Raw genomic sequence first — 12678 nt, 5'->3', positions numbered from 1 at the left:
GACATGAAAGCGACACCAGCGCAACTTGGGTTATGACGCAAACGCGCTGCCTATCCGCCGGGAACCGGCACGAAACCTAAAGACGGTTGACGTGCACGTCAATCATGCACAGGCCGCTATATCGATTAAAATCAATTTATTCTGACAAGAGGTCATTCCAAAACTGAGCAACTCGATGCCTCCCGTTTTCATGTCGTTTACAAGCGGCCCGGCATGCTTTACGTAACACCCCGCAATCCGGTCGCAGCCTACCCGGTCAAAACAAGGAACCCTGACTTATGAAAACGCTCGTCGTCTGCTCCGGCGGACTCGATTCTGTTTCGCTTGCTTACAGAATAGCAGCCGAACACCAACTCACCGCCCTCCTCTCCTTCGACTATGGCCAGCGCCACAGAAAAGAACTGGATTCGGCCAGAGCCTGTGCCGAAAGGCTGGGCGCCCCTCATCAGATCATCGATATACGATCTATCGGCGCTAGCCTGATCGGCTCTGCCCTGACCGATGATGTCGATGTGCCGGACGGGCACTATGCCGAAGAAACGATGAAGATGACCGTCGTTCCCAACCGCAACGCGATCATGCTGGCGATCGCATTCGGTGTGGCGGCGGCGCAAAAGGCAGAAGCCGTAGCCCTTGCTGTCCACGGCGGCGATCACTTCATCTATCCAGACTGCCGCCCCGGCTTCATCGACGCTTTCCAGACGATGCAGAACCATGCATTGGACGGTTATGCGAACATAAAGCTGCTAGCGCCTTATGTGCGCGCATCGAAAGCCGATATCGTGATTGACGGCGCAAAATATGGAACGCCCTTTACAGCGACATGGTCCTGCTACAAAGGAGGCGAACATCATTGCGGACGCTGCGGCACCTGTGTCGAACGGCGCGAGGCTTTCCATCTCGCCGGCATCGAAGACCCGACGCTCTATGAGGACCCGGATTTCTGGTGCGACGCCGTGGCGCGGAGGAACGCCTGATGTTTCGCATCACCAAGGAATTCCACTTCTCCGCCTCACATCAGTTGACCGGCCTGCCAGCGGATCATCAATGCGCCCGGCTGCATGGTCACAACTACATCGTCGAGGTCGAGCTTTCCGCTCCTGAACTGAACCAGCACGGTTTTGTCCGCGATTATCATGAGCTGGCGCCGTTCAAGCGCTATATCGATGATTGTTTCGACCATCGCCATCTCAATGATGTTCTGGGGCACGACCGCAGCACGGCTGAAACGCTTGCCCGGCATTTTTTCGAATGGTGCCATGCGCGCTGGCCGGAGATCTCCGCCGTGCGGGTCAGCGAAACGCCCAAGACATGGGCCGAGTACAGACCGTGACACAGATACGCATCGCGGAAATTTTCGGACCCACGATCCAGGGCGAAGGTGTGCTGATCGGCGAGCCGACGGTTTTCGTACGGACCGGCGGCTGCGATTATCGCTGCATCTGGTGCGACAGCCTCCATGCCGTCGAAAGCCGCTTTCGCCATGAGTGGAAAGCGATGAGCGTCGAGGCGATTTGGGATGAAGTGACGGCACTTTCGCGAAACAAGCCTATAACAGTGTCACTTTCTGGCGGCAATCCCGCCATTCAGCCATTGGGACCGTTGATCGAGCATGGCAAGGCGGAGGGCTATCGTTTCGCGCTGGAAACGCAAGGTTCGGTTGCGCAAGGCTGGTTTTCAGCGCTCGACACGCTGGTCGTGAGCCCAAAGCCGCCTTCAAGCGGCATGAGCACTGATTTCGATTTGCTGGCGGCCTGTGTCGAGGCTGCGGGTACAGCGCCACGCACCGTGCTGAAATTCGTCATCTTCGACGATGAGGATTATGCCTTCACCAAAGCTGTGGCCAGTCGACACCCGCAATTGCCGGTCTATCTCCAGCCCGGCAATCACACGCCACCGCCACCCGAGGCGCATGACGCCGCAATCGATATGGATGGCATCATGCGGCGGATGGAATGGCTGGCGGACAAGGTGATAGCGGATGGCTGGTACGAAGCGCATGTCCTGCCTCAGCTTCACGTGCTGATCTGGGGCAACAGGCGCGGCGTCTGATTATCTGTTTTGGCCGGGCACCCAGAGCACGTCCTGCGCGCCATTATCATTGACGGTTCGCGACGCTACGAACAGGAAGTCGGAAAGGCGGTTGATATATTGCAGGGCCTCCGCCGACACGACCTCTCCTTCGACGCGGGCAAGCGCAACCATCAGCCGCTCTGCCCGACGTGAAACCGTGCGCGCAAGATGCAGCGCAGCCGATGTCGCCGAACCGCCGGGAAGAATGAATGAGCGCAGCGGCTGCAAATCGGCATTGAGGAGGTCGATATCGGCTTCCACGCGCGCGACCTGCGATGCGACGATGCGCAACGGTTCATAAGCGAGCGGCTTGCCGTCGTCCGGCGTTGAAAGATCGGCACCCAGGTCGAAAAGATCGTTCTGGATGCGGCCCAGCATGGCATCGATTTGCGCATGAGGATTATCTTCGCCGCCTGTGTGAAGACGCGCCATGCCGATGCAGGCATTGGTTTCATCCACCGTACCATAGGCTTCGACACGCAGGTCAGACTTCAGCCGGCGCGGTCCGCTGGCGAGTCCGGTTGTGCCCTTGTCGCCTGTCCGGGTATAGATCTTGTTGAGCTTGACCATATTTACTGACCGTTTTTCACACGGGCGTAATAAATCGCCCCGACAATCAGAAGCACGGCAATGAACTGCAGGAAAACGCGCAGCTGCATCATCTTGTTCGAGAAATTGCCGTCGCCGCCGCGCATCATGTTGCGCAGGCCGATAATCAGAACGACAGCCACGGCAAACATGGCCACCATTGCTGCGCCCTTGAACAGAACGTCCATTTTATTTCCTTCCCAGCGCTATTCCGAACCTCATGACTGGTCGGACAGCATTCGGTAGAGCCAGCGCGCAGGCATCAAGCGCCGCGCCAGTGACCCCAGTTTCGCCGGTCTCGTCACGACATAGTGCGGACGGGGACGCGGCGCCTCCAATGCATGAAGCAGTACAGCATAGACGGCCTCCGGTCCAAGCTTGTTCTTGGATTTTGTACCGCCACTTTCCAGTTTCGCCATCTGGCGCTGATAGAGTTCGCGATGCACCGAAGCTTCCATGTCGATATTGGCCTTAGCGTGACTGGCGGCATTATAGGTAAAGCGCGAAGCAATCGGGCCAGGCTCGATCAGCGACACATCGATACCGGAGCCTTCCAGCTCCATGCGTTGCGCAAGCATCAGCCCTTCAAGCGCAAATTTGGACGCCACATAAGCGCCGCGCCATTTCATCGGCACCAGCCCCAGAATCGACGAACAATGCACAATACGCCCGTGCCCTTGACCGCGCATGACCGGAATCACGCGCCGGGTGAGATCATGCCAGCCGAAGAAATTGGCCTCGAACTGCTGGCGCAGGGCCTCGACCGGCAAGTCCTCTATCGCACCGGGCTGGGCATAAGCGCCATTGTTGAACAGGGCATCAAGCTTGCCGTCGGTCTGGCGCAGAACCTCGTCGGCAAAGGCTGTTATCGACTGCGGCTCCGCATAGTCGAGATAATGCGCCTCCATTCCCTTTGCCTTGAGCGCCGCAATATCCGCATCCTTGCGGGCGGTCGCAAAGACGCGCCAGCCACGTTTATAAAGCGCTTCGGCACAATAGGCACCGATACCGGAGGAGCAGCCGGTGATGATAATGCTGCGCTGTCGTTTTTGACCGGGTTCTGCCGGAGCCATATGCCTGTTTCCCGCTGCCATTTCGCCAAGACTGCTTGATTCGGCCCCGTTTTAAAACGGACCTGCCCTTGCAATCCTCAGACCGATGCTAGATTTAAGGCCTTGAAACACAGACTGAACGCGTATCGGACGCCAATCGCGACTTTGGGGACAAATCTGCGGATGCGAAAAATCAAACGTTTTCTCCGTCAGATTACCTATGATGTCATCGGTCATTTCAGTTCGGACGACGGCTGGGCTTTCGCCAGCCATATTGCGCTTTCCGGCCTGATGGCGCTGTTCCCGTTCCTGATCTTCGCCACGACGCTTGCGAGTTTTCTCGGCACCAAGGAATTTGCTGACACGGCGGTGCATGTCATCTTCGACATGTGGCCGTCGAATATAGCGGCTCCCATCGCCAATGAGGTGATGAACGTGCTGACCGTGCAACGCAGCGGGCTTCTGACCCTCAGCGTCATCGCGGCAGCCTATTTTGCCTCCAACGGCGTCGAGGCGCTGCGCATCGCGCTCAACCGCGCCTATCGCGTAACCGACCAGCGCTCGATTATTTTCTGCCGCCTGCAAAGCTTAGGATTCGTTCTCGTCGGCACGCTGAGCCTGATGGCGATCAGCTTCCTGCTGGTTCTGGCACCGCTTGCCGTGCGAATTGCCGAACAATGGTTTCCGGACATTGCGCCATTCACCGGCACGATTGCCTTTTGGCGCTATACGGTGGCCGTGGCGGTTCTGGTTCTGGCACTGTTCATGGTGCATATCTGGCTTCCGGCCGGGCGCCGCAGCCTTGGAGACATTCTGCCCGGCATCTTGCTCACGCTCATCGCCTGGCTAGCTGCCGCCATGGCCTTTGCAAAATATCTGGAAACCTTCGCCAATTACGTGACGACCTATGCAGGACTGGCCTCGATCATGGTGGCGATTGTCTTTCTCTATATGCTGTCGGCAATCTTCATCATCGGTGCGGAAATAAATGCTGCGATCATGATTTTTCGCAAGCGCGAGCAACAGCCTGAGCTTAACGACGCAAAGTAGTCAGTGCAACACCGAGCGTGGTCACCACCATGCCTGCGATCTGGATTGCCGACAGCGTCTCGCCGAAAATCAGATAGGCCATGACCGCGGCAGCTCCGGGCACCAGATAAAACAGCGACGCGACTTTCGACATTGCACCTTCGCGGATCATGACGAGAAGCGCCAGAATGGCGCCGATGGAAATGGCGAGCGTCAGCCAGACCAGCGCAAGGATCAGCGATGGCGACCAGATCATCACGCGCGTTTCGAAAGCGAATGCGCAGATTGCGGTCAAAATGGCGGCGGCAATATATTGCACCGCCGTCCCCGCCTTGAGGTCGCCAGCCGTGCCGAATCGCTTCTGCCAGACCGTGCCGGCGCTGATTGCAACCACGGCCAAGAAAGCCGCAGCCAGACTCTTCGGATCGACGCCGCTGCCCGCCGCAAACTTCGGCCAGACGACCATCGCCACACCGCAAAAGCCAATCAGCAGGCCTGTCCATTGGCGTCCGCTTGCCCTTTCGCCGAGAAGCATGGCGGCGATCAATGTGGTCAGCATCGGCTGAAGACCTGCCACCAGACCCGACATTCCCGCAGGCAGACCATGATGAACGGCCCAGAACAAGGCGGAAAGATAGACGCCATGGATAAGACATCCGGCAATCGCCGCATGAAGGAGTACATCGCCTTTCGGCCAGATGCTCCGGCTTGCCAGCGCCCAAAGCGTCATGATGGCGGCCGCGATGGAAAAACGCACCGCCATGAATGTGAACGGTTCCGCATAAGGCATGGAAAGCCCCGCACCGATAAAGCCGGTGGCCCAAAGCAGAACAAACATGATGGGAAAGAAACGGGCGGCCATGGCGGAAATCTCACTTTCGCGGCTCGCCTTATACCGGTTTGCAACGAACGCCTATCGCATAAAACTGATCGCAGCGTTGAATTTGCCAAACAGCCACCCGCATTTTATGAAGCGGCATGAACACTGAACCCGAAACGATCCGCATTCTCGTCGATGCCGACGCCTGCCCGGTGAAAGCTGAAATCTACCGCGTGGCGGAAAGGCACCATCTGCCGGTCATGCTGGTGGCCAACAGTTTCATCGCCATCCCGCGTGATGCGGAGCGCGTGGAACGGGTTATCGTGTCGGACAAGCTTGATGCCGCCGACGACTGGATCGCCGAAAATTCACGACCAGGCGCAATCGTGATTACCGCCGACATTCCTTTGGCCAGCCGCTCGCTCGAAAAAGGTGCTTCGGTCATCGCCCCGAATGGGCGCGTTCACACCCAAAGCACCATCGGCAACACGCTGGCGACACGCAACCTGATGGACAGTCTGCGCTCCGCAGGCGAAATCACAGGCGGACCAGCACCCTTTTCGCCCAAGGACCGCTCGGCATTTCTCTCAGCGCTTGATCTCGCCATTGTCCGGCTGAAGCGTGCCGGATTTACGGCCTAAAGCGCTTTCGCTGCCTCTATCAGTTTCACGGCTTCCGGACTGTCCCACGGTGCTGGACCGTTCATGGATGCGATCTGGCAACCGTCCTTGTCGACCAGGAGCGTGACCGGAAGGCCAAAGGCCAAATTCTTGCGTTTCAGTTCGTTGAAGCTCGACATTGAAGCGTCGCGGTGCAGCGTCAAATTCTTGATGCCGATCTCGCTCAGGAAGCCCTTGGGTTTGTCATCCGAGCCGGTATCGATATTGATCGCGACGACCTCGAAATCAGCCCCGCCTTTTTCAGCCTCCAGCTTGTCGAGTGCGGGCATTTCCTCGCGGCATGGCGCACACCATGTCGCCCAGAGATTGACCAGCAGCGTCTTGCCCTTGAAATCGCCGAGCGTCATCTGCTTGTCGTCCGGGCCTGTAAAGGCAATATGCGAGACGGAAATTGGCTTTTCGGCAGCGCGCATCGCAGCCACGCCACCGGTCGCGGCCGCATCGAGCGCCTTCAGGGAATCCGCTTTCAACACACATTGCGCAGAGGCTTTGTCATTTTCGGACGAAACATTAGCGGCTACCACATTGCCAGAGGGGCGCTCCATCACGTATACCGCCCCAATACCGGCAATGACACCGGCAAGAGCTGCAAGAAGGACGATCTTGCGATTTCCCGATTTCGCCTTTTCGTTGTCTTCTGCCATGTCGCGTCACTTCTTTCTAATATCCGGCCAAATCGTCACTCGGGGCATATGAGCATGAGCGAACAAAAATCAAGCAATCAGATGTGGGGCGGCCGTTTTGCCTCAGGACCCGATGCGATCATGGAAGAGATCAATGCATCGATCGGCTTCGACCGCAAGCTCTACGCGCAAGACATTCAAGGCTCGCTCGCCCATGCAGCCATGCTCGCAAAGACGGGCATCATTACGGCAGACGATCACAAACAGATCGAGGACGGCCTGAAAACCATCCTCAAGGAGATTGAGGACGGCAAGTTCACCTTCTCGCGCAAGCTCGAAGACATTCACATGAATATCGAGGCGCGACTGGCCGATCTGATTGGTCCATCAGCCGGACGCCTGCACACTGCCCGCTCACGCAACGATCAGGTGGCTGTCGATTTCCGTCTCTGGGTCAAGCAGGAACTGGAAAAGACCGCCGCTGCCCTGAAAAACCTGATCGAAGCCTTCCTTGAGCGCGCCGAAGAACACGCGGCGACCGTCATGCCGGGCTTCACCCATCTCCAGACCGCGCAGCCCGTCACCTTCGGCCATCATTGCATGGCCTATGTGGAAATGTTCGGCCGCGACCTGTCGCGCGTGCGCGATGCAATCGAGCGCATGGACGAATCGCCCTTGGGTGCAGCAGCCCTTGCAGGCACCGGCTTCCCGGTCGATCGTCACATGACGGCAAAGGCGCTCGGCTTCCGCGAGCCGACCCGCAATTCGCTCGACAGCGTTTCCGACCGTGACTATGCACTGGAATTCCTGTCGCTCGCGGCCATCTGCGCCGGTCATCTGTCGCGGCTTGCAGAAGAAATCGTTATCTGGTCGACACCGCAGTTCAACTTCGTGCGCCTTTCCGACGCCTTCTCCACCGGCTCGTCGATCATGCCGCAGAAGAAGAACCCGGATGCCGCCGAGCTGGTTCGCGCCAAGACGGGCCGCATAAACGGTTCGCTGGTTGCGCTTTTGACCATCATGAAGGGCCTGCCGCTCGCCTATTCCAAGGACATGCAGGAAGATAAGGAACAGGTCTTCGATGCTGCCGAAAATCTGGAACTCGCCATCGCCGCAATGGCTGGCATGGTGCGCGACCTGACCATCAATGTCGCATCCATGAAGAAGGCTGCCGGTTCAGGCTATTCCACGGCAACGGACCTTGCCGACTGGCTGGTGCGGGAACTGGGCCTGCCCTTCCGCGAAGCGCATCACGTCACGGGCCGCGCTGTGGCGCTTGCCGAAAGCCGCAAGGTCGATCTGTCAAAACTTTCGCTTGAAGAACTCCAGTCAATCCATCCCGGCATCACCGATGCGATCTTCGGCTATCTGACGGTCGAAAAGTCCGTCAAGAGCCGTCAGTCCTTCGGCGGCACCGCCCCGCAGGAAGTGCGCCGCCAGATCCGTTACTGGAAAAAGCGGATCGCAAAAACGTGATGGCCAAACAACATGACATCATGTGGAATCATCTGTCGAACTGATGATTCCACTTTTGGACATTATGCGTTAGACCTATCACAAGAGTATATATTTCGGGAACCTAAGCTGATGACAGGCCGCTCCACCATTTCTTCCGTGCTTCTGATCGCCGCGCTTGCGGCCACGCTCGCTGCTTGCGGTCGCAAGGGTCCGCTGGAACCGCCGCCATCGTCGCTGATCACCGACGATCAGGGACACACCAAGCCGAAACCGAAGGAAGACAAGCCGATCATCCTCGACAAGCTGTTGTAAGTTTCTGCTGCAGGGCCTTCCCGTGAATCATTTCGAATATCACAACGGCGTTCTTCACGCCGAAAATGTCAGTCTGCCTGAAATCGCTCAGGCCGTCGGCACACCTTTCTACGTATATTCCCGCGCGACTATCGAGCGCCATTTCCGCGTTTTCAGCGAAGCCTTTGCAGACATGGAAACGCTGGTAACCTACGCACTGAAGGCCAATTCCAACCAGGCCGTACTGAGAACGCTGGCGAAGCTTGGCGCTGGTGCCGATACCGTTTCGGAAGGCGAGATTCGACGGGCGCTTGCCGCGGGTATCCCGGCCAATAAAATCGTCTTTTCCGGCGTTGGCAAGACGCCGCACGAAATGGATTTTGCGCTTGAGGCGGGCATCTATTGCTTCAATGTTGAATCCGAGCCGGAACTGGAAATTCTTTCAGCGCGCGCCGTCAAGGCAGGCAAGGTCGCATCCGTATCGCTGCGCATCAATCCCGATGTGGACGCGAAGACACATGCCAAGATTTCAACCGGCAAGTCCGAAAACAAGTTCGGCATACCGCGCGTCAAGGCGCGCGAGGCCTATGCCCGCGCGAAAAGCCTGCCCGGTCTCGACGTGGTCGGCATCGACATGCATATCGGCAGCCAGATCATCGACCTCGAACCGTTCGACAATGCTTTCGCGCTGATGGCGGAACTGGTGAAGGAATTGCAGGCCGACGGTCACAACATCCGCCACGTCGATGTGGGCGGGGGGCTCGGCATTCCTTACCGTACTGACAATACGCCTCCACCGCTGCCCGTCGCATACGCGGAAATCGTTGCAAAACACATCAAGCCGCTGGGCCTGAAAACGGTGTTCGAACCGGGCCGCCTGATCGTCGGCAATGCCGGGCTTCTGGTAACGGAAGTGGTCTTCGTCAAGGAAGGCGACGCCAAGAACTTCGTCATCGTGGATGCGGCAATGAACGATTTGATTCGTCCGACGCTTTATGATGCGTTCCACGACATCAAGCCTGTCACTTTGCCGAAGGATGATGCGCCGCGTATTCGCGCAGACTTCGTCGGTCCAGTCTGTGAAACCGGCGATTATCTCGGCATCGACCGGGAAGTGGCGAAACCTGTACCGGGCGACCTGATCGCCGTTTGCACCACCGGCGCTTATGGCGCCGTGCTTTCCAGCACCTATAACAGCCGCCTGCTCATTCCCGAAGTGCTGGTCGATGGCGACCGCTATCATGTCGTGCGCCCGCGCCGCACCTATGAAGAACTGCTGGCGCTCGATTCCGTGCCGGAGTGGTTATAAATCCCACAAGTACAATTATCATGGCAAAGCCTCGCCTTTGCCATGATGCGTGTTATCCTGTTGCAAGATGAAACGCGATACACGCCAGAAAGCCCTTATGACGGATCGTAGCAACGACAGGAAAGACAGGCTGCGCGCCGCGCGGGATGCCTTCCTACGGCTCTTTTCCGGGGAAGGTGCTGTTCTGCGCCGTTTGCGTCTGCGCACCTTTCTTTCGATCGGCTTCGAGCGCTTCTGGCCGCTCATCCTGCCGCTCATCCTTCTTGTCGGCCTGTTTGCCAGTCTGAGCTGGTTCGGCCTGTTCGGCATGATGCCGCGATGGCTGCATATCGGCGTGTTGGCGCTCTTCGGTCTTGCAGGCCTCATTACGCTTTACCTGCCGTTCCGGTTCCGACCGCCAACCGAAAGTGACGCCACAAGCCGCATCGAGGCGATCAACGGTCTGGTTCACGAACCGCTCGCCGTCCAGACTAGCCATATGGCAACCGGAGAACACGATCCGTTCGCCGTCGCCTTGTGGCAGGAACACCAGCGCCGCATGGCGGACCGCCTCCAGAACCTGCAGTCCGGCCTGCCTTATACGCGTGTTCCCGAACACGACCCGTTTGGCATTCGTGCGGTGGTCGCGCTGCTCTTCGTGACCGCCTTCGCCTACAGCCTCAGTCCGAACAGCGGACGCATTGCCGATGCCTTTGATATTCGTCCAGGCGACGGCACCGCCGTTGCGCGCATTGATGCCTGGGTGACGCCGCCGCGCTATACCGGTCGTGCTCCAATCTTCCTGACCACCACGAATGACAATGAACAAGCCGCAATCAACGTACCACAGGGCAGTATTCTGTCGGTCCGCGTGATCGGTGGCGGTTCTGAACGTCTGACTGCAACTGACGCGACGGGCGAGCGCCGCGACATACAGCCGATAAGCGTGAAGGAAGACCAGAAAGAACCTACAGAACAGGCCGTCGTCGATGGAAGCCACAACTTCCGCTATGATTTGCAGCAGGACGAGACTTTGGCACTTTCCGGTGCCGATACGCGCTGGAAATTTTCCGTCACGCCGGACACTCCACCGACGATCCGCTTCACGAAAGAACCGGGACACGCGCTGAATGGTACGTTGCAACTTTCCTATCAGATCGAGGACGACTACGCGCCGCTAAAGGCCGAAGCTGAGATTATCCCGCTCAACAATGATGAGGATGAGGAAGCCGCACCGCTTTACGATGCGCCGGAACTGCCGCTTGCACTGCCCCGCCGCGGCATAAAGGACGCTACGACGTCGAAGGACCTGACTGAACATCCTTGGGCGGGCGAAAAAGTTGCGCTCACACTGGTCGTAACCGACGCCGCCGGACAAACAGGTCGCAGCGAAACCAAGATCATTACCTTGCCCGAGCGCCCTTTCAGCAATCCGCTTGCCCGTGCCATCGCAGAGCAGCGCCGCATCCTCGCGCTCGATGCGACGCAGCGCGACCACGTGCTGGACATGCTGTCGGCAATCACGCTTCGCCCGGAAGAAACCATCAAGAACGCAGCCCATTATCTGGGTCTGGTCACGATTGGCACACGTCTTCGTCTCGCCAGAAGTGATGATGCCCTGCGCGATACGGTCGACTATATGTGGCAGGTGGCACTTGGCATTGAGGACGGAAACCTGTCGGCAGCCGAAAAGCGTCTGCGCCAGGCCCAAGAAGCCCTGAAAAATGCGCTTCAGAACGGTGCCTCGCAAGAAGAAATCGAAAAGCTTTCGGCAGAGCTGCGCAAGGCGATGCAGGATTTCCTGCGGGAATTCGCCCAGCGCCAGCAGCAGAACCCAAATGCACGCCGCGCAGCACCCGATCCCAATGCGCGAATGCTGACGGAAAAAGACCTGCAGCGCATGATGGACCAGATCGAAAATCTGGCGCGTCAGGGCTCACGCGATCAGGCTGAACAATTGTTGTCGCAATTGCAGAATCTGATGAACAATCTCCAGATGGGGCAGGCACAGCAAGGTCAGGGGCAAGGCCAGCAGGGCCAGATGCAGCAGCAGATGAACAAGCTCGGCGAACTGATGCAGCGCCAGCAAAAGACGATGAACGAAACTTTCGATCTCGATCAGAAGATGCAGCGCCAATTTGGTGGCAGCGATGGTGAGGACGAGTTTGGCGACAACATTTTCCCCGGCGATGACGGTTCCCGCGGCGGCGGACACCCCGGCGGTGAAGCCGACAACGGACAGAGCGAGAACGGTCAGGGCGGGAAAGGCGATATTCCGCCTGATATGGCTGAAGCCATGCGCAAGCTTCAACAACAGCAGAAGAATCTCCAGTCCGATCTACAAAAATTGATGGACGATCTGAAGAGCATGGGCATCGAGCCCGGCAAGGATTTTTCGGATGCCGGAAAATCAATGGGCAATGCCACGGATGCGCTGGGCCGCAGCGAAGGTGCGGAAGCAAGCGACCAGCAAGGCAGTGCGCTTGATGCGCTGCGGCGCGGCGGACGCGACATGATGCAGAAAATGCAGCAGGCGATGGGCCAGCAAGGCCAGGGCCAGAATGGCGCGAATGGCAATCGCGGAAAGGACCCGCTTGGACGCCAGCAGGGCACCGGCGACAGCGGCCTCAATGATGACGTCAAGATTCCCGGCGAAATCGATATCCAGCGCGCGCGTGAAATTCTCGACGAAATCCGCCGCAAGCTCGGCAATGCGCTGACGCCGCAGATGGAAAAGGAATATCTGCAGCGACTGCTGAAATTCGATTGATCTGAT

The 12678-nt window shown here is 58.0% G+C and carries 14 protein-coding genes; 9 read left to right on the top strand and 5 right to left on the bottom strand.

All coding sequences use genetic code 11. The annotated features are described in order from the left end of the window. The first annotated feature begins 278 nt into the window (after positions 1-278). Genes queC through queE form a run of 3 tightly spaced genes read left to right on the top strand, consistent with a single transcriptional unit; the run spans position 279 to position 2052 of the window. The gene (gene queC, locus JNC70_RS06130) at positions 279-977 is read left to right on the top strand and encodes a 7-cyano-7-deazaguanine synthase QueC (RefSeq protein ID WP_104754982.1); all 699 of its coding nucleotides are present in this window, start codon (positions 279-281) and stop codon (positions 975-977) included. After that, positions 977-1333, top strand: coding sequence for a 6-carboxytetrahydropterin synthase QueD (queD, locus tag JNC70_RS06125; RefSeq protein ID WP_104754983.1), 357 nt, complete (start codon positions 977-979; stop codon positions 1331-1333). Before queC ends, queD begins: the two co-directional genes overlap by 1 nt. Beyond that, complete coding sequence (gene queE, locus JNC70_RS06120; protein ID WP_104754984.1) at positions 1312-2052, top strand: 7-carboxy-7-deazaguanine synthase QueE; 741 nt, start codon at positions 1312-1314, stop codon at positions 2050-2052. The genes queD and queE overlap by 22 nt, the downstream gene beginning before the upstream one ends. On the opposite strand, the gene JNC70_RS06115 is transcribed toward queE, so the two are convergent. Genes JNC70_RS06115 through JNC70_RS06105 form a run of 3 tightly spaced genes read right to left on the bottom strand, consistent with a single transcriptional unit; the run spans position 2053 to position 3734 of the window. Continuing rightward, positions 2053-2643, bottom strand: coding sequence for a cob(I)yrinic acid a,c-diamide adenosyltransferase (locus JNC70_RS06115; RefSeq protein WP_104754985.1), 591 nt, complete (start codon positions 2641-2643; stop codon positions 2053-2055). Between the two features lie 2 nt (positions 2644-2645). Beyond that, positions 2646-2849: a twin transmembrane helix small protein gene (locus tag JNC70_RS06110; protein ID WP_104754986.1), complete on the bottom strand. Its 204-nt coding sequence runs from the start codon at positions 2847-2849 to the stop codon at positions 2646-2648. 30 nt (positions 2850-2879) lie between these two features. Further along, the gene (locus JNC70_RS06105; RefSeq protein WP_104754987.1) at positions 2880-3734 is read right to left on the bottom strand and encodes an SDR family oxidoreductase; all 855 of its coding nucleotides are present in this window, start codon (positions 3732-3734) and stop codon (positions 2880-2882) included. Positions 3735-3896: 162 nt separating this feature from the next. Between JNC70_RS06105 and JNC70_RS06100 the strand changes: the two genes are divergently transcribed. Next, entirely contained in the window at positions 3897-4763 is an 867-nt protein-coding gene (locus JNC70_RS06100) for a YihY/virulence factor BrkB family protein (RefSeq protein WP_104754988.1), read from the top strand. Here the strand turns inward: JNC70_RS06100 and JNC70_RS06095 are convergent. After that, on the bottom strand, positions 4747-5604 hold the full coding sequence (locus JNC70_RS06095; RefSeq protein WP_104754989.1) for a DMT family transporter: 858 nt from the start codon (positions 5602-5604) through the stop codon (positions 4747-4749). The two genes, JNC70_RS06100 and JNC70_RS06095, sit on opposite strands and share 17 nt — an antisense overlap. Positions 5605-5720: 116 nt before the next feature. Here JNC70_RS06095 and JNC70_RS06090 point away from each other — a divergent pair, with 116 nt between their 5' ends. Continuing rightward, the gene (locus JNC70_RS06090; RefSeq protein WP_104754990.1) at positions 5721-6203 is read left to right on the top strand and encodes a YaiI/YqxD family protein; all 483 of its coding nucleotides are present in this window, start codon (positions 5721-5723) and stop codon (positions 6201-6203) included. Here the strand turns inward: JNC70_RS06090 and tlpA are convergent. Next, positions 6200-6886 (bottom strand): thiol:disulfide interchange protein TlpA, encoded by a 687-nt coding sequence (tlpA, locus tag JNC70_RS06085; protein ID WP_104754991.1) that lies wholly within the window; start codon positions 6884-6886, stop codon positions 6200-6202. The two genes, JNC70_RS06090 and tlpA, sit on opposite strands and share 4 nt — an antisense overlap. A 54-nt stretch (positions 6887-6940) precedes the next feature. Between tlpA and argH the strand changes: the two genes are divergently transcribed. From argH to JNC70_RS06065, 4 genes are all read left to right on the top strand, one after another. Continuing rightward, on the top strand, positions 6941-8341 hold the full coding sequence (argH, locus tag JNC70_RS06080) for an argininosuccinate lyase (protein ID WP_104754992.1): 1401 nt from the start codon (positions 6941-6943) through the stop codon (positions 8339-8341). A gap of 111 nt (positions 8342-8452) precedes the next feature. Then, a complete protein-coding gene (gene lptM, locus JNC70_RS06075; RefSeq protein ID WP_104754993.1) occupies positions 8453-8635 on the top strand; it encodes an LPS translocon maturation chaperone LptM in 183 nt (60 codons plus the stop codon). Positions 8636-8657: 22 nt separating this feature from the next. Next, positions 8658-9923: a diaminopimelate decarboxylase gene (lysA, locus tag JNC70_RS06070; RefSeq protein WP_104754994.1), complete on the top strand. Its 1266-nt coding sequence runs from the start codon at positions 8658-8660 to the stop codon at positions 9921-9923. A gap of 97 nt (positions 9924-10020) precedes the next feature. After that, entirely contained in the window at positions 10021-12672 is a 2652-nt protein-coding gene (locus JNC70_RS06065; protein WP_104754995.1) for a TIGR02302 family protein, read from the top strand. Positions 12673-12678: the final 6 nt, after the last annotated feature.

Origin of the sequence: Brucella oryzae (assembly GCF_041929965.1) — a bacterium.
GTDB classification, from domain to species: Bacteria; Pseudomonadota; Alphaproteobacteria; order Rhizobiales; family Rhizobiaceae; genus Brucella; species Brucella oryzae.
The sequence above is the reverse complement of the archived record's forward strand: the minus strand, read 5'-3'. Positions and strand labels throughout refer to the sequence as shown.